Source organism: Clostridium sp. CTA-19 (assembly GCF_054767855.1).
The window spans coordinates 1-17764 of sequence record NZ_BAAABH010000019.1; the positions used below are offsets into that span (position 1 = coordinate 1).

Annotated in this window: 20 protein-coding genes; 4 read left to right on the plus strand and 16 right to left on the minus strand. The window is 27.2% G+C overall.

Annotated elements, in window-relative coordinates; genetic code table 11:
* Positions 1 to 991 precede the first annotated feature (991 nt).
* Positions 992 to 1576 carry a DUF4883 family protein gene (locus ACYUE0_RS11435; RefSeq protein WP_460270626.1) on the plus strand — a complete coding sequence of 195 codons (585 nt, stop codon included), beginning with the start codon at positions 992 to 994 and terminating at the stop codon, positions 1574 to 1576.
* Between the two features lie 67 nt (positions 1577 to 1643).
* Here the strand turns inward: ACYUE0_RS11435 and folK are convergent, their stop codons facing one another.
* The 8 genes from folK to ACYUE0_RS11475 form a co-directional block, all read right to left on the minus strand.
* Entirely contained in the window at positions 1644 to 2462 is an 819-nt protein-coding gene (gene folK, locus ACYUE0_RS11440) for a 2-amino-4-hydroxy-6-hydroxymethyldihydropteridine diphosphokinase (protein WP_460270627.1), read from the minus strand.
* Positions 2463 to 2859: 397 nt separating this feature from the next.
* On the minus strand, positions 2860 to 3672 hold the full coding sequence (gene folP, locus ACYUE0_RS11445; protein ID WP_061995159.1) for a dihydropteroate synthase: 813 nt from the start codon (positions 3670 to 3672) through the stop codon (positions 2860 to 2862).
* Positions 3673 to 3757: 85 nt separating this feature from the next.
* Positions 3758 to 4240 (minus strand): HD domain-containing protein, encoded by a 483-nt coding sequence (locus tag ACYUE0_RS11450; protein ID WP_460270628.1) that lies wholly within the window; start codon positions 4238 to 4240, stop codon positions 3758 to 3760.
* 16 nt (positions 4241 to 4256) lie between these two features.
* Positions 4257 to 4811 (minus strand): GTP cyclohydrolase I FolE, encoded by a 555-nt coding sequence (gene folE, locus ACYUE0_RS11455; RefSeq protein ID WP_199869940.1) that lies wholly within the window; start codon positions 4809 to 4811, stop codon positions 4257 to 4259.
* Positions 4812 to 4862: 51 nt separating this feature from the next.
* Positions 4863 to 5597 (minus strand): aminotransferase class IV, encoded by a 735-nt coding sequence (locus tag ACYUE0_RS11460; RefSeq protein ID WP_460270629.1) that lies wholly within the window; start codon positions 5595 to 5597, stop codon positions 4863 to 4865.
* A 131-nt stretch (positions 5598 to 5728) separates the two neighbouring features.
* Positions 5729 to 7090, minus strand: coding sequence for an aminodeoxychorismate synthase component I (gene pabB, locus ACYUE0_RS11465; protein ID WP_460270630.1), 1362 nt, complete (start codon positions 7088 to 7090; stop codon positions 5729 to 5731).
* Positions 7091 to 7304: 214 nt separating this feature from the next.
* Positions 7305 to 7895 (minus strand): anthranilate synthase component II, encoded by a 591-nt coding sequence (locus tag ACYUE0_RS11470; RefSeq protein WP_460270631.1) that lies wholly within the window; start codon positions 7893 to 7895, stop codon positions 7305 to 7307.
* A gap of 24 nt (positions 7896 to 7919) precedes the next feature.
* Positions 7920 to 8150, minus strand: a complete 231-nt coding sequence (locus ACYUE0_RS11475) for a DUF1653 domain-containing protein (RefSeq protein ID WP_460270633.1) — start codon at positions 8148 to 8150, stop codon at positions 7920 to 7922.
* Positions 8151 to 8411: 261 nt separating this feature from the next.
* Between ACYUE0_RS11475 and ACYUE0_RS11480 the strand changes: the two genes are divergently transcribed.
* Complete coding sequence (locus ACYUE0_RS11480) at positions 8412 to 9233, plus strand: PHP domain-containing protein (protein ID WP_460270635.1); 822 nt, start codon at positions 8412 to 8414, stop codon at positions 9231 to 9233.
* 107 nt (positions 9234 to 9340) lie between these two features.
* On the opposite strand, the gene ACYUE0_RS11485 is transcribed toward ACYUE0_RS11480, so the two are convergent.
* The 6 genes from ACYUE0_RS11485 to ACYUE0_RS11510 form a co-directional block, all read right to left on the minus strand.
* Complete coding sequence (locus ACYUE0_RS11485; RefSeq protein WP_460270636.1) at positions 9341 to 9820, minus strand: DUF4825 domain-containing protein; 480 nt, start codon at positions 9818 to 9820, stop codon at positions 9341 to 9343.
* Between the two features lie 27 nt (positions 9821 to 9847).
* The gene (locus ACYUE0_RS11490; protein WP_460270638.1) at positions 9848 to 10891 is read right to left on the minus strand and encodes a DNA polymerase IV; all 1044 of its coding nucleotides are present in this window, start codon (positions 10889 to 10891) and stop codon (positions 9848 to 9850) included.
* A 76-nt stretch (positions 10892 to 10967) separates the two neighbouring features.
* The gene (locus ACYUE0_RS11495) at positions 10968 to 12629 is read right to left on the minus strand and encodes a GH3 auxin-responsive promoter family protein (RefSeq protein WP_082761162.1); all 1662 of its coding nucleotides are present in this window, start codon (positions 12627 to 12629) and stop codon (positions 10968 to 10970) included.
* A 300-nt stretch (positions 12630 to 12929) separates the two neighbouring features.
* Positions 12930 to 14327: an aminopeptidase gene (locus ACYUE0_RS11500; RefSeq protein WP_061995115.1), complete on the minus strand. Its 1398-nt coding sequence runs from the start codon at positions 14325 to 14327 to the stop codon at positions 12930 to 12932.
* Between the two features lie 155 nt (positions 14328 to 14482).
* Positions 14483 to 15397, minus strand: a complete 915-nt coding sequence (gene hprK, locus ACYUE0_RS11505; protein WP_061995116.1) for an HPr(Ser) kinase/phosphatase — start codon at positions 15395 to 15397, stop codon at positions 14483 to 14485.
* A 14-nt stretch (positions 15398 to 15411) separates the two neighbouring features.
* A complete protein-coding gene (locus ACYUE0_RS11510; RefSeq protein ID WP_061995117.1) occupies positions 15412 to 15600 on the minus strand; it encodes a DUF896 domain-containing protein in 189 nt (62 codons plus the stop codon).
* A gap of 247 nt (positions 15601 to 15847) precedes the next feature.
* Between ACYUE0_RS11510 and ACYUE0_RS11515 the strand changes: the two genes are divergently transcribed.
* Complete coding sequence (locus ACYUE0_RS11515; protein WP_082761163.1) at positions 15848 to 16006, plus strand: aspartyl-phosphate phosphatase Spo0E family protein; 159 nt, start codon at positions 15848 to 15850, stop codon at positions 16004 to 16006.
* Between the two features lie 68 nt (positions 16007 to 16074).
* Here the strand turns inward: ACYUE0_RS11515 and ACYUE0_RS11520 are convergent, their stop codons facing one another.
* Positions 16075 to 16467, minus strand: a complete 393-nt coding sequence (locus tag ACYUE0_RS11520; protein ID WP_460270640.1) for a hypothetical protein — start codon at positions 16465 to 16467, stop codon at positions 16075 to 16077.
* A gap of 193 nt (positions 16468 to 16660) precedes the next feature.
* Here ACYUE0_RS11520 and rocF point away from each other — a divergent pair, with 193 nt between their 5' ends.
* Complete coding sequence (gene rocF / locus ACYUE0_RS11525) at positions 16661 to 17557, plus strand: arginase (protein WP_460270642.1); 897 nt, start codon at positions 16661 to 16663, stop codon at positions 17555 to 17557.
* 58 nt (positions 17558 to 17615) lie between these two features.
* Here rocF and ACYUE0_RS11530 read toward each other — a convergent pair whose 3' ends face one another.
* Positions 17616 to 17762 carry a hypothetical protein gene (locus tag ACYUE0_RS11530; protein ID WP_157450856.1) on the minus strand — a complete coding sequence of 49 codons (147 nt, stop codon included), beginning with the start codon at positions 17760 to 17762 and terminating at the stop codon, positions 17616 to 17618.
* Positions 17763 to 17764 lie beyond the last annotated feature (2 nt).

The window sequence follows — 17764 nt, forward strand, 5'->3', positions numbered from 1 at the left end:
TAGATATAACAATGAGAGAATACACTCTTCAATTGGATATGTTACACCACACGAATATTATCTTAAGAATTTAATGTGTGTTTAAAAATTTAAGCATATATTAGTATAAGTTAAGTTTGTCCAATTAGAGGGGAGCCGTCCGACAGTTGTGGTTATTACTATTCACTTCGTTCCTAGTAATTCTCAACGTATTTTTAAATCTACAAAATTAAAATTTCTAAATAAGCAATTATCCAAGACTTTTATTCCATAACAAGTGGGACAGGTTCATTTTCGGATATTTTCTTCGCTTAACTGTAGATTCCATAATTACTGTATACCCATAACAAAATAAGCAAAGAACCAGTATCTAACAGGTACGCTGTTTTGCAGCTCAAGTACTGGTTCTTTGCTCGATAATTTATTTTATCTCCCCTTTTTATCGAGTACTAGAGTTTTTTATGGTGGTACAATTAAATGAACCTATCCTTCTTGTTACGGCTACGAGTTTTGAATATAGCTTTTGTTTGTTTTATATCCTAAACCCAGAATTTACTCCCTTAAATTCAAAAGAAACTGGAATCCAGTTTTAACCAACACTGTCAATTGTCCTTTGTCAATTTCTTTAAAACTCTCTACATCAACTAAATAATCAATTCACCCAAGTTCTATTTCCATCACAAATGGGACAGGCACGGTAAATTTATTTTCTTCGCTAACACTTGATGCTCTTCTAACTTTATACTTATATCTAAAAATTCAAAGCCAGTCCCGAACCTCTTTTCAAAGAAAGTGGTTGCCACTTTCATCCTAAATTCATAATTCATAATTCTTAACTAAACATATTTGCACTTATTTTTCTCAACTGATAACAAAAATTTGATGAATAAATTTAAATTGGAGCTTGTTTCCCTATATATGAGTGTTACTTAATTAACTGCTTTTGTAATATTTTATAACTCCTTTTCATATTTTAGATATATATACTAATTAGACAAGGAGTTGATTTTTTATGTACAAAAGGCTTTCAGTTATAATTTGTGTAATTTTTATGTCCGTTGCACTTACTGGATGCTCTAGTGACTTAAAATTTATTTTTAAAAAAGAAAAACCTAGTATAAATTTTTATACAGAAAACCTAATAAATTCTTACATAGAAAACCCTCCAACAGAGGTTTCAGTTTTTGATGTAAATATGTACAAGCAACAAACTTTAACAGAGGAACAATCTTTTGATGTTTTAAAATTCATGAATTCTTTAAAAAAGGATTATGCTTTAGAAAAAGATTCAGTAGATCTAAGTGATGAAAAAATAACTTATAAAGTTTTTATAACTTTTGATAATTGTAAATATGTTATAAATGTTTACAATGAAAAATATATATCTATTTATCCATGGGATGGAAATCACTCAAAAGATTATATGGATATATCTCAAGTACCTATAGCTTATAACGTATATGGCCTTTGTAAATACTTTACTGATAATTCATTAAACAAAGATGAAGAAGATATAACAGATAAAAGAGAAAATATTGAAAAAGAACAACCTATAAAAGAACCTAATGAATCTAAAGAAGAAAAAGAGGGCAATTAAAAATGCCCTCTTTTTTTAATCAACTTTTATTTTACCCAGTATATTATGCTCATTTAGTTTATATTTTTTATTTGTTTTCCAATTCTTTTTTTATATCAATTACTCTTTTATTTAAAATTGGATGAACTTTATACGGAACTATATCGCACAGTGGATCTAATACAAATAATCTTTCCTCCATTCTTGGATGTGGAAGTATTATATCTTTTTCATAACTAATCAAATCTTCATAGAAGATTACATCTAAATCTAATGTTCTTGGTCCCCATCTTATTATTCTTTCTCTTTTTAAATCTTTTTCTACTTCAAGTAGATATTCCATAAGTCTTTTAGGACTAAGCATTGTCTTTATTTTTATGGCTGTATTTAAAAACATATCTTGATCTTCATAACCAAATGGCTCTGTTTCATAGAAATTAGCAATCTCTACTATTTTAGTGTGTTTAGAATTATCTATTATTTCAAAGGCATCCATAATATTTTTCTTTTTGTCACCAATGTTTGCACCAACGGCAATTATAGCTTCATGCCATGAGCGTTCCATCTTTATAGAAACATAGTCTAAATGTTTTTTTACTGGTGCCCAAGGTTTTTTTAATTCTAAACTTATTTTATTAATAATATTATATTTAAGCATCATAGAATTAATCAGCTCTTCACATGCTGTTTCAATTAAATCATAACTAGTTTTAGTAAATTCTTTTTCTATTTCATCGCAAAGTATTCCATAGTGAACAGTATCTTCTAAATTATCTTCACTACTTGCTTTGCTTAAATCAAGTTCTACTTCCATTGTTAATACAAATTTTTGTCCTAAATTCTTCTCTTCTTGAAAATAACCATGATTTGCAAAAATTTCTAAATCTTTTATAAATATTTTATCCATTCAAACACTCCCTAAACATTATCTTAAGTTTTTTGCTAATTTTAAATACTTATTATATATAGATTTAAAATGAATTTTAAACTTATACACTATCAAATAAGAAAATTTAAGGCTTATTCTAGTTAAAATCTAATAATGAATAATTAATAGTAAGCTAACCGTACTTTTTAATTTAGTTTTACCGAATAATCTAATCAAGCAATACATCTAAGCATTAGTTCCATTACAAATGGGACAGGTTAATTTATGGTTGTTTTCTTCGTTTAAACTATAGATTCCACAAATACTATTAGTTAACTAATACTCTTAACTAATCATAGTTTTACCTGTTTTCTTCAATTGATAGCAAAGGCTTAATAAACAAATTCAAATCTTGACTTATTTCCTTATAAAAGTTTTATTTACTCTTTAAAATAATATCCGTCATAGTTGCAATTCTTTTATTTTCTTTAACATCATGAATTCTTATAAACTCACACCCTGCCATTATTCCCATAACAGTTGTTGATAAAGTTCCTTCTAATCTATCTTTTGGTTCTTCAATATTAAGCGCTTTACCTATAAAAGATTTTCTTGAAGTTCCAAGAAGAATTGGATACCCCATTTTCTTAAACTCTTTAAGATTTTTCATTACAACAAGATTATCCTCATAAGTTTTTGCAAAGCCTACGCCAGGATCAAGTATTATATTTTCTTTTTTAACTCCAGCGTCTAAAGCTATATTTATACTTTCTTCTAAATCTACAATCATATCTGAAATTATATTTTTATATTCTTTATTATCTCTGTTATGCATTAGACAACACGGTACATTATACTTTGCTGCAACTTTAGCAATCTCTGGATCTTTCTTAAATCCCCATACATCATTTATTAAAGACGCACCATTTTCAATTGCTTGTCTAGCAACCTCAGCTTTATATGTGTCTATAGATATTGGTATATCCGTTTCCTTTCTTATAGCTTTTATTACAGGAATTACCCTTTCCAATTCTTCTTCTAATCCTACTGATTTATGACCTGGTCTTGTAGATTCTCCACCTATATCGATTATATCAGCACCATTTTTTATCATTTCTATGGCCCTTTTAACTGCATTATCTACCGTATTAAAATTTCCTCCATCTGAAAAAGAATCTGGAGTAACATTAAGTATTCCCATTATTATAGTTCTTTCATGTAAATCAAATTCTCTATTTCCAATTTTCATTATTCTAGCCAAAATAATCACTCCTATAATAAGCTAATTGTATATGGTGAATAGCTTATTAAAACCATTCACCACATACAAAAACTTAATATTTTATTTTTAAATTTTTCTTCTCATCATTCCAATAACATTGAGACTTAGCCTTGCAAGAAAAACACATTCTAGACAATTTATCACTCTTATAAAGAATATCACCTAAAATGCCTTTTTCACTTTCTTTTTCCCTATGAGAAGATATAGCTTTTATAATCTCTTCACACTCTTCTTTAGAATATAAACATTCATCTAATATTTTTCTTGCTAAAATAACACTTCCTTTATCATGCGGAATGTTTTTTTCATATTCCATAACTCTTCCTAAATCATGTAATAAGGCCGCTCCATAAATCAACTCTTTAGGTATACTTAAGTTTTGTTCTAAAGAAATTATATAGCCTATCCTTGCCACATCCATGGAATGCTCTATTCCATGAATGCAAAACATTCTATTTCCTTCTAAATTGTTAAGATTCCTTAAAGCTTCTTTAAAATAAGTATTTTTAAGTATAGAATTTATTTTATCATTCATTTAAACACCGTTTTTTCTAAAGTTTTAGTAATGATAAAACTTGATTTTGAAGTGCTATATTATCTTTAAATGCACCTTTTGACACCATAGTTGTTGTCTGCGTTCCAGGTTTTTTCACACCTCTCATAGTCATACACATGTGTTCTGCCTCTATAATAACCATAACTGCCTTAGTATTTAAATTTTTCATCATTGCTTCTGCAACTTGAGATGTTAGCCTCTCTTGAAGTTGAGGTCTTTTTGCAAAAACTTCTACTGTTCTTGCAAGCTTACTTAGACCAGCAACTTTACCATTGGGTATGTAAGCTATATGCACTTTGCCATAAAAAGGTACAAAATGATGTTCACACATTGAATAAAAAGTTATATCTTTCTCTATAACTATATCATCATTTTCTACTGTAAATGTCTTTTCTAAATGGCATTTTGGATCTTCTTCAAGTCCTGAAAAAATCTCTGCATACATTCTTGCAATTCTGTCTGGTGTGCCTATAAGACCTTCTCTATTAGGATCCTCGCCTATGGCTTCTATAATCATAGTAACAGCTTTTCTAATTTTTAATTCATCTATCATCTTAAACACTTCCATTCCCTATAGTTGTAAATTTTAAATTTGTACGTATTATTCTAATGTTGATACGTAATATGATCTTATTTTATCTACCATATGATTTTCATTAATTTTAATATTATCTAAAGAATTTATCTTCATAATTCCCATTAAGCTATTAGTTATAAAGGCACCATCACAATTTAATAGTTCATCTTTTGTAAAACGACCTTTTACAATCTTATATCCTATATTTTCTATGTTATCCACCAAAAATCCTCTTATTATTCCAGGCAAAATACCACATTCTATAGAAGGAGTGTAAATTATGTCGTTTTTTATAAAAAATATATTAGAAACAGCACCTTCTGCAATATAATTTTCAGTATTTAAAAATATAACCTCATCAAACCCTTTATTCTTAGCTTTTTCTTTTTCTATAATATTTTCTAAATAATTTAAAGATTTTATATAAGTTAAATCTGAATTCTCATTTCTTTTTACATTACTCATAGTTATATTAAAACCTTTTGAATAATCACTTTCTTTATAGGCTATCTCTCTTGAATTGTATATAACATTTTCTCTAGACACCATTATTTTTAAAGCTTTATCTTTAATTTTTAAAGCTTCTATTTTATTCATAACTTCATTAACTGTAATGGTTTTATCTATTTTTAATATTTTCAAAGAATTATTAAGTCTTTTTATATGTTCTTTTAATAATATAGGCTTATCTTTAACAAGAATTGTCTCAAAACATCCCCTACCGAAAGAATATCCATCATCTAATGTTATATTTTTCAAATTATTTCACCACTTTCTATATATAGGGAAACAATCTCCTATTTAAGTTTACTCATCAAATCCTTATTATTACTTGAAAAAAACAAGTACAACTGTAGTTAGTTGATAATATATTCACTTTGCAAACAAATTTAACTTAATGCCTTCATCAGTGCTTTAGCTTTATCTAAAGTTTCATCATACTCCATAACTTCTTCTGATTCATAGGTTATCCCTCCACCTACGCCAAAATAAGCTTTATTATCTTTTAGAAGAATAGTTCTTATTACAATATTTAAATCAACATTGCCATCAAATCCTACATATCCAATAGCACCTGTATAAATATTTCTATTCACTTTTTCTATTTCATCTATAATTTCCATGGAACGTATTTTAGGTGCACCAGTTATAGACCCACCAGGAAATGCTGCTTTAATTAAATCTATAGAAGAATATTTTTCTTTTATATCTCCAACTACTGTAGATACTAAGTGGAATACAGTACTATATTCTTCTAATTTAAACAATTCCGTAACTTTAACAGAACCAGCACTACAAACTTTGCTCAAATCATTTCTTTCTAAATCTACTATCATCAAAAGTTCAGATTTATCTTTCTCACTATTTATAAGTTCATTTTTAAATTTTAAATCATCTTCTTTATTTTCTCCTCTAGGTCTTGTCCCTTTTATAGGTCTAGTTTCAACTACATTATTATAAACTTTTAAAAATCTCTCAGGTGAAGATGATACTATATCAAATCCGTCTAAATTCATATATGCTGCAAAAGGAGCCGGATTTATAGTTCTAAGAGTTTTATATATATCAAATGGTTTTTTTAATGTTTCCTTTTCATATCTTTGAGTTAAATTAGTTATATAAATGTCGCCACTTTCTATGTAATTTCTTACTTTAGATACAGCATTTATATACTCATCTCTTTCAAAATTAGATTTAAACTCATCTATTTTATATTTTAAGTTTGAATAATCTTCCGATTCCAGTTTATGCCCTCTTTTTATTAAGTTTTCAATGTCCCCTATACTACAATCACTATCTTTTAACTTTCCTAACGCTGTTATATGACAACTTTTTGTAATATTATCATAAATAATAATGTTATCATAAAAATTAAAATAACAGTTTGGTATAATTACATCTTCTATAGATTTATTTGGCAAATCCTCTATGTCTTTACCAAGATCATAAGAAAGATATCCTATTGCACCAGCTACAAATGGCAAATCACTATTATTTTCAAATTTATTAGCTTTAAATATTTTATCTAAATAAAGAAAACAATCTTCTTTAATATTTTCACCATCAACTGTACAAACGCCATTTTTATATCTAAAAGTTTTATAAGGATTTATACCTATAAAACAATATCTACCCATAGTGGAAAAATCTCTTTGACTTTCTAAAAATATAACTTCTTTAAAATCCTTAAATACATTAAAAATTTCAAAGGAATTTAAATCAGTAGTAATTTTTTTAAGTTTAAAATCCATATTATATCCCCCTCAAAATTATGTCAAATATAGGGTTTTAAAAGTACAACTATAGTCAGTTAAGAGTTTACAACTATTAGTATAATGTTAATCTTAAAGCCCTATAATCCAGTACAAGGTTTAGACATATGAAAATAAATAAGAGTCCAAATATGCGAGAATACCTGTCTATTATTTATTTGATTATGCCTTAAATTATATTATAAATAAATTTTTATCTATTTTGGATATTCCATTCTCTTGTATTATTTATAAAATTCTTTAAAATTTCGTGTCCAAACTCTGTAAGTTCAGCTTCTGGATGAAATTGAACCCCTTCTATTGGATATTTTTTATGTCTTACTCCCATAATAACACCATCTTCCGTTTGTGCTGTAATTTTCAAACACTCTGGCAAAGACTCTTTTTCTATTATTAAGGAATGGTATCTAGTAACATTAAAAGGATTTTTTATATTTTTAAAAACCCCTTCCTTGTCATGGTTTACCAAATTTATTTTGCCATGTACTGGAACTTTACCTTTTACTATGTTCCCATGAAAAGCGTAACCTATAGATTGGTGTCCTAAGCATACACCGAAAATAGGAATTTTTCCTTTAAACCTATCAATAACATCTAATACAATTCCACTATCCTTAGGTGCTTTAGGTCCTGGAGAAATAATTATCCCTTCTGGGTTTATTTCTTCTATCTTTTCTAAAGTTATTTTGTCATTTCTAAAAACTATAGTTTCTTCTTCTATTTCTTCTAAGTATCTAACTAAGTTATAAACAAAAGAATCATAATTGTCTATCATTAAAAACATAATACCCCACCTTTAAAGAAAATTTTATTCTACTTCCATAAATCTATACTCTTGTCCTGTTGGATTTTCTTTTTCTTTTGGTACCTTTTCTAAAAACATGTCTATAGGTCTTACAAATAATTTATATTCTCCATAAAGTGCTCTATATACTACCATAACTTCCTCTGTTTCTGTGTTCGTTGCAATATCCTCTACAAAATATAATTTATTTTTAAAATGTTTATATATTTTTTTTACAGCTACTTTTCTTTCCAAAACTTGCCTCCCTCTAGTGATACAAATAATTTTACATTGTTGAATGTATTTCATTTAAGTTTATAATAATATTAATACATAGTTTACTAGTTGTTAAATGTATTATAGCAAAAATATGTGTTATTTTTCCTTAATTTTAAAAGAAAAAATATTTTGATAACATTTTTTTTGCTATTTCTTAATTTTTTTGATTTACATTTTCATTATACTTAAAAATTTCATTTAAAAATGAAATTTGTGTAAAAGAAAGGGGAATTTATTATGAAATTTGATTTACATACTCATAGTACTGCTTCCGATGGAAGATGTACTCCTTCTCAGTTAGTAGATAAAGCTATAAAGAATGATGTGGATTTTTTAGCAATAACTGATCACGATACAACAAATGGCATAAATGAGGCTTTAAAATATAGTGCTAATAAAAATATAAAGATAATTCCAGGTATAGAACTTTCAACTGTCCATAACAAAGAAAGTATACATATTCTTGGTTATTTTAAAGATGACTCCTATAAAATGGATACTTTACAAAGCTTTTTACAAGAATTAAAAGAATCTAGAATTAATAGAGCAAAGAAAATAATTGAAAACCTAAAAAACTATTTTAATATAGAAATATTTTATGAAGATATAAAAGATAACTATATAATAGCAAGACCACATATAGCTAAAGCTATAATAAAAAGAGGGTACAATTATACTTTTAATGAAATTTTCGAAAAATTTATAAGCAAGGATAGTCCTGCTTATGTTGAGAACAAAAATATTCCTTTAGAGGATGGAATTAAGATATTAAAAAAACATAATGCAATTGTATCTCTTGCACATCCTTGTCTTATAAAAAAATCTAATGTAGAAGATTTAATTAAAAATTATGATTTCGATTGTATCGAAGCTTATTATTCTATTCATACTGAATATGACACCGCTAAATATATAAACCTTGGAAGAAAGTTTAATAAACTATTAACCTGTGGTTCTGACTTTCACGGAATAGAAAATGATTCTAAACATAGTGACCTTGGTTCTATAATAATGAACCCAACTAAAGCTAAAGAATTTTTAGATGCTTTATATAAATAAAAAATAGGTAGTTGATTTTTGATATAATCCTTCCAAAATAGATTTGTTTATTTACCCTGTCTACTTTAGAGGGATATTATCAATTTTTATACTACCTATTTTTACTGTTAATTATAAAGAAATTTTTGTAAACTTTCTTTATCCTGTGATAATTTTGTAAAATCCACTTTATATCTTTCACTTAATTCATCTTTATTATATTTGTATACTTTATTATCTAAGTTTTCAATTTTAAAATTAATAGTATCAACATTTTTTATTAGTGCAAATAATACCACTGCATTTTTTCCTAATATTTCTTCTTTTAAATCATCCTTTAAATTGTAGTTTACAGTTATCTCATAGGGCTTTTCATCTGTTTTAAGTTCAAAACCATTACCAAATTCATTTAAGGGTAATTCTGATAGTATATTTAGTTCTGATAATATATTTCCAACTGCACTATTATCACCAACATAAGAGTCCTTATACTCTAATAACTTATTCAAGCTAAGTTCCACTTCATTTTCATTTTTAAACTCACATCCAACTAATGTTAATGATAACATTAACATTACAGGTGTTAATAATCTTAATATTTTTTTCAATTTTCCCCCTCATTCCAATGCTTTTTTCTAAAATAATGTTAATTGCTCTACTAAATCTTTTTTTAGTGATGATATAGATATTCCTATAAGCCTTATATCCTCTGTAAGCTCTATACTATCTAATATTTTTTCCCCTTCATTATATATTTCTTCTTCATCAAATACATATTTATTTAAAGTCTTGCTTTTTGTATGGTTTTCAAAAGAAGCTGTTTTTATTTTTACTGTTATGGTTTTCCCGCTAAAATTTGCCTTTTTAAGTTGAGTTGCTATATCTCTTGAAAATTTCAAAAGATATCTTTTAAGTTGGGTTTTATCTTTTGTATCTTTTTTTAAAGTAGTTTCGCGACCTACGGATTTTCTTTCTCTAACCGCCGAAACACTCCTATTATCAATTCCTCTAATTCTATTATATATATCTACACCTTGTCTTCCAAAATATTCTTGCATAAACTCTATAGGTAAATCATATAAATCACTTATACTAAAAATAGCTATATTATTAAGCTTTTCTACAGATTTTTTGCCTAATCCATGAACTTTTTTTATTGGAAGATCCATCAGTATATCTGGAATCATTTCTTTTTTTATTTCTTTTAATCCGTTAGGTTTATTCCAATCTGATGCAAGCTTAGCTAAAAATTTATTATATGATATTCCGATAGATATATTAAGACCTAATTCCATCTTAATCATACTTTTAATTTTCAGCGCTACAACTACTGGATTTTCTTTCAAATCAGTTATGTCCATATATGCTTCATCTATACTTACAGGCTCTATTTTATCTGTAATTTCATATAGAAGTTCAAAAACCATATTAGATACTTCTTTATATCTGTGGTGCCTTGTAGGCAAAAATATACCCTTAGGACATAACGCTTTTGCTTTATATATAGGCATTGCAGAACTTACTCCAAATTTTCTAGCTTCATAAGAACATGTAGCTACAACCCCTCTTTCTGACACTCCCCCTACAATAACTGGTTTATTTTTCAAACTTGGATTATCCATAACTTCAACTGAAGAAAAGAAAGCATCCATATCTACATGAATAATTACTGACTCCAATAAATTCACTCCTACTAATAATCACCAAACCAATTTATTTAGTGACTAACATTGCTTTTATTTTCTATATCATATATCATTTAGAGTTTTCATTCAACATTTTAAGTATTTCTTTATCCCTTATTATTCTTGGTATTTTTAATTGATTTTTTGATACTCCTTTTTGGATCATATAACTCTTGATTTTTGAAAAAGTATTTTCTCTTAATAGTATAACTTTAATTTCCCCTAATTTTTTATTTTTTCTAAATCTTCCATAGGCAAAATTGGTTTTGCATAGTTCTTTATCTAAGGTTTCAGCTATAATATTACTTTCTTTAGAGTCTCTAATTTCCATATAAAAAATATATCTTCCTGGAGTAACATTATTATCTTCCATAGTTGAATAATCCACTATATCTAATTTTAATTTTTGTGAAGTTCTTCTTAATGCCTCTGTCACATGTGCTTCTGTTGTTTTTTCTGAAGCCATATTTAAAAGTTGATTTTTTCTATATAAAAATTTTATTTCAGGGCTATTGTTATAATATCCTATAACTTTGACAACATCCCCGATTCTGTATCTATAAAGACCTGAAAAGTTAGTAACTACAATTTCATACACTTTTCCTATTTCAAGTTCATTTATAGTCTTAGTTATAATATTATTTTCACTGCACTCTATAGGTATAAACTCATAAAAAGCGGTATCTGAAAGAACTACATAACTTATTTTACCAACATTGGGATTCATCCCAATAACAGCCTCTGATGCAGCATATGCATTAGAATATATAATTAAGTTACCACTATAATAATTAACCTTATCATCATATACTGAAAAACTTCCACCAGTAACAGTTGCTATATACACAATAGATTTCCAAAGCCTTTTCGCTATGCCTTTAAAACCTCTTTTAAATTCACCTTCAATTTCACTTGCTCTTTTTTTTAGTGGATAATTTTTCTCTAAAAGTACCTTTCTAAATTCTGGTTCTATTTTTAAATTTTCATTTAAAGTTCCATGGGAAATATCATAAACTAAATTTTCCCACTGTTTTTCCATAATTCTAAAAAAATCTAATATACTAGATATAAAAACTCCACTTATATAACTTAAATTTTCATCCCTTAATGCAAAAAGAATATGAAGATATAGTGCACTTTCTTTATCATTCATACTCATAACTTCTATAGGTGAAGTCCATATAAAAGGTATTATAGACTTTATAGATTTCATTCCACCTGATGTAGCGGAACTTATAGGTATGCCTGATATAGTATATCTGGTATTTACTATATCTGTAAGCATAACTCCTTTTCCATAGTTCCATTGTTCTTTTAAATTTTCATATAATATTCTTTCTGTTAAAATACCCATGTATTTTGCCCCAACTTTAATTCCTTTTCTAGTTGTTGGAATTAACTTTTGTTTACCTGTAGTTCCTGAAGTTAATGCAAAATACTTTATATTATCACAAACTAAAATGTTTTTTTCCCCTCTACACATTTTCATAACGTATTTTTCATAGTCATCATATGTTGATATCGGTACCTTTTCCTTATATTCTTTTAAATTTTTAATATTTATAAAATCATGTTTCTTGCCAAAATCGCTTTTGCTACTTCTTCTTATTATACATTTTAAAGTACTCATACTCTTTTCATAAGAATTTATTGTGTTTTTTTCAAAGTGCCTTTTAACACTACCTCCTAAAGTTATCATTGTTAAGTACATAGATTTCGTTATAAAACTCACAACAAACACTTCCTCAACTTGCTTAGCTTATATATAGGGTTCAAGCCTCAAAGATTAACTTATAAATTAAAATTAAAGTTCAAATCCCTATGCAACATATTTCTATAATATTTAATACTTTTTTGTATTTGTTACATAGTTTTATATTATGAAATTAAAGGTAATTTGTGTTAATTCCTATGATATAAATAAATAAAGAGTGTCCCTTTTAATGATTAAAATCATTTGAGACACTCTTTTTAAATTTTATTACTCTATAGGGATTTTAATCTAGAGTTATAAATTATATTTTTATCTATATTATGCTTCTATTAAGAATGCTTCGTATGCTCTAAATGCTTCGTATATATCAGCTTTACTTGCTATTTCATATGGAGCATGCATGTTGTGTAGTGCAACACCTGAATCTATAACTTCCATTCCATATTCAGCTAAGATGTAAGCGATTGTTCCACCGCCACCTTGGTCAACTTTTCCAAGTTCTGATGTTTGCCAAGAAACATTGTGTTTTTCCATTATAGCTCTTAATTGTGCTATAAATTCTGGGTTAGCATCGTTACATCCACCTTTTCCTCTAGCACCTGTATATTTATTGAAAACAATACCTTTTCCGAAGAATGCATTGTTTTGTTTTTCACTTACTGATGCATAGTTTGGATCAAATGCAGCACTAACATCTGAAGATAACATTTTTGAATTAGCTAATGCTCTTCTTACTTTAAGATCACTATAATCTCCCATTAAGTTTACAACTTCAGCAACAGTGTTTTCAAAGAATCTTGATTGCATTCCTGTAGCACCTTGGCTTCCAACTTCTTCTTTGTCAACTAATAATGTTATACAAGTTTTCTTAGTTTCTTTTATTTTCATCATTGCTTCAAATGAAGTATAAGAACATACTCTATCATCATGTCCATAAGCCATAACCATTGAGCTGTCTAATCCATAACTTCTTGCTCTTCCAGCTGGAACTACTTCTAATTCTGCTGAAACAAAATCTTCTTCATCTATTCCATATTTTTCATTTAATAATCTTAATACATTTAATTTAACTCTATCTTTAGCTTCTTTATCTTCAACTGGAATACTTCCTATACAAACATTTAAAGCTTCACCTTCAACACCTTTAGCTAAAGTTTTAGCCATTTGATCTCCTGCTAAGTGAATTAATAAATCAGATATTCCAACTACTGGTTCTTTTTCATCTTCTCCAATTACTACGTCAACAACTGAACCATCTTTTTTACAAACTACACCATGTATTGCTAATGGTAATGTTGTCCATTGATATTTTTTAATTCCACCATAGTAATGAGTTTTTAAAAGCGCTAAATCTGAATCTTCATATAGTGGATTTTGTTTTAAATCTAATCTTGGAGAGTCTATATGAGCTCCTAAAATATTGAATCCTTTTTCTACTGATTCAGAACCTATTAAGAATAAAGCTAAAGTTTTTCCCATACAATTAGCATACACTTTGTCACCAGCTTTTAAGTTAGTTCCATTTGCAATGTATGTATTTATATCTTTATAGCCTTGAGCTTCAGCTAATTCTATAAATTCTTTAACGCATTCTCTTTCTGTTTTACATTTAGACATAAAGTCTATATATTCATCTGATAGTGAAAATACTTTTTTTAAATCCTCTTTTTTGTATTTGTCCCAAGCTAATTCATATTTTTTTGTTAAATCTGCCATTGCCTGCTCCCCCTTTTATAATAAATATTGAGAAAAGTTTAAATAATTTTAACTTTCTCTTAATTTCAATTTATATTTTACTAGACTTTTCTAAAAATTTCAAACATTTTTTAACTATAAATTTATAATTTGTTCAAATTTTTTTAACATTTTCTTTACTTTTCTATATTATTCAGCTCATTAATCCTTTTTTCTATAGTGTCTACTGCTGTTATCTTCTGAGTTACTGTATATCTAAAGTTTACTGCTGCAGCTTCTATTATAACCGCCAAATTTCTTCCCGGTCTTATTGGCAATGTTACCTTAGGAACTTTGACATTTAGAATTTCTATTTCTTCTTTATCAATTCCTAATCTTTCATAATATTTATCTGCATCCCAGTTCTCTATGCTTATAACCATTTTTACAATTTTTTTAGGAATTATTGCACTTAATCCATATACTGCGGATATATCTATAATACCCATGCCTCTTACTTCTAGCATACCTTTTGTAACATATGGACATGTACCATGTAATATTCCATCAACCTGTTTTATGTCTACAGCATCATCTGCCACCAATCTATGACCTCTTTTTATTAATTCAAGTGCAGTTTCACTTTTTCCTATTCCACTTTCTCCAGTAATTAAAATACCTATACCATACACATCAACTAGCACTCCATGTAGCCTAGTTTCTGGGGCTAATTCTAATTCTAAATAATTAGTTATTTTACCTATAAATTTAGTGGCGTTCATACTTGTTCTAAGCATCCAAATATTCTTTTTCTTTGCAGCCTCTATAAGTTCACTATCTATATTTAAAGATCTAGTAATTATTATACATGGAACATCCAAAGAAAAAAAATTCTCTATTCTTTCTTTTCTTATTTCCTCTGGTAATGATTTAAAATAACCATATTCTGTTTTCCCTAAAATCTGCAATCTATTATTATCAAAATCTTCATAGTATCCTGCTAGTTGAAGTCCAGGCCTATTTATATCACAGGCCTGTATTTCCTTTTGATTATCTCCTTGCACAAGAATTTCCAAATTAAAATTTTCAACTAGGTTTCTTACTGTAACCATAGTAAATCTCCTTTTTAATTTTTAGTTCCTTTAGGAGGTATTCTTTCTATACCATCTAATTGTGCTCTAAAATTTCTTTTCACATTATTTATGTACTTTTGTCTTAAAGTTTGTTGCTCTTCTTTTTCAGCATCTGTTAAACCTTCTTCTTGACTTTTTTTGTATAATTCATTTATACGTTTAACCATTTCATCATGATCCATTACTTATTACCTCTCTTTTCTTCGATTTTTTTTTACATTTAACTGTTTATATTTTACTTTAATTTCCCAAGACTTTAAAGATATAAATTTAAATTTCGATAATTATTTTTGCTTTTACTTGTAACATTTGACATTTATTAGGATATTTTGTACTAATTTGACAAAATAAAATGCTTAACTTTCCTTCTTATTTTTGTTACAATTTATTTGTAAAAAATAGTAAAAAATAATTACTTGGAGGATTATTATGGGGATAGATACACAAATTTTAGAAGAGAAAATTAATTGTTACAAAAAGATCTTAAATTTACTTTTAGTGGAAAATTGTATAACTGACTCAAAAGTAGTTAATTATTCTCAAAAATTGGATAAATATATAGTTGAGTACCAAAAATATTTTATTTAGTACTCACTTGTACATAGTTAAGTTGTGCAAGCTTTAAAACTAAAATTCATTAAAGCTTGCTTTATTTTTTATTGTACACTGAATACTATATCATCCACATTCTCTATTTCTTCTTTTGAAAATATTACCAAAAAATTAATATGTTCAAAATTATCTTCACTTGGCTCATAACATATTAATTCATAATTTAAATCCATATCTTCGCTGCAATCATTAATTACGTCTTCTGCATTATCCATCGCAAAATCAGTTAAATATGGCAACAAATAATCATAATACCAGCTTTCACTTTGTTTCTCCTCTTCGCATTCATCATCAGCATATTCTGACGCTGATTCTAATTCTAAGTCATCAAAATAATATGTAAACTTAAATATACTTTTAGACTTATCAAAGGATTTATCTTTTACATCCTCTAAGTCACATTCTTCTAAAAAGTTTATTATTTTCTTATTATCCAAAACATTTCCTCCTTTTATTATTATAAATCTATTATATTATATAACTAAATATCAAGGGCTTTTATTATAATCTTAACATTTTTTATAATTTTTATAATTTTTATAATATTTAAATTTAAATTCTTTTTCAAAAACCCCTTATATTTTACTCTATTTTATTATATAATTTAAAATCGCAAAGGGGGAATTTTTTATGAAAATAAATGTTATCGGAGTGCCTTTATTTTTAGGTTGTGATAGAAAAGGTGTTGATTTAGCACCAAATAAACTTAGAGAAAAAGGCTTATTACAAATTTTAGAAAAACAAAATCATGATGTATTTGACCTTGGAAACTTATATGTTCCTAAAGTTAAAGAATGTGATAAATTTTCTTGTCATAGTAATATGAAATATATTGATACAATATTAGGAGTTAATAAAAATTTAGCTCAATCAGTATATAATTCATTAAGCTCTGACTCTTTTCCATTAGTAATAGGTGGTGATCATTCACTAGGATTAGGTAGTATTTGTGGTGCTAGTAAATACTTTGATAATCTTGCTGTTATTTGGATTGATGCTCATGGTGATATAAATACACCTGAAACATCACCTTCTGGAAATGTACATGGTATGCCTCTTGGTGCTGCTATGGGATTTGGAGATTCATCTCTTACTAATTTATACTTTGATGGTAAAAAAGTTAATCCTAAAAACGTTTATCTAATCGGTGCTAGAGATTTAGATAAAGGTGAAACTCTTTTAATTGAAGAGGAAGGAATTAATCTTTATTCTACTGTTGATGTAAAAGAAAAGGGAATTAAATTTATAATTAACGAGATTTTATCAAATCTAAAAGAGAAAAATATAGACAACGTACATTTAAGCTTTGATATAGACTGTATAGACTCAGAATTTGTACCTGGTACTGGAACACCTGTTCCGCATGGTATGTCTACAGATGAGGCTAAATCGTCCTTACAACTACTTTTTAATAGTGGTAAGGTAAAATCTATGGACTTTGTAGAATTAAACACAGAACTTGAAGATGGCGACAAAACTATAGACCTATGTTTAAATCTTATAGATTTTATTTCTAAAAATATATAAATCAAAAGCTACATTGTGTTTAACAATGTAGCTTTTATTTTAAATTTTAATAATATTATTATGCTTTTACTACTATTCTACTTGGTCCTGGATTTGCTATATCCTGAGATTTTAATGCTGTATCTACTAATTGAGTATTTCCTATAATGCCAAATAATCCAATAATTAACATACCACCTACTAAAAATTTTTTAACATTTTTCATAA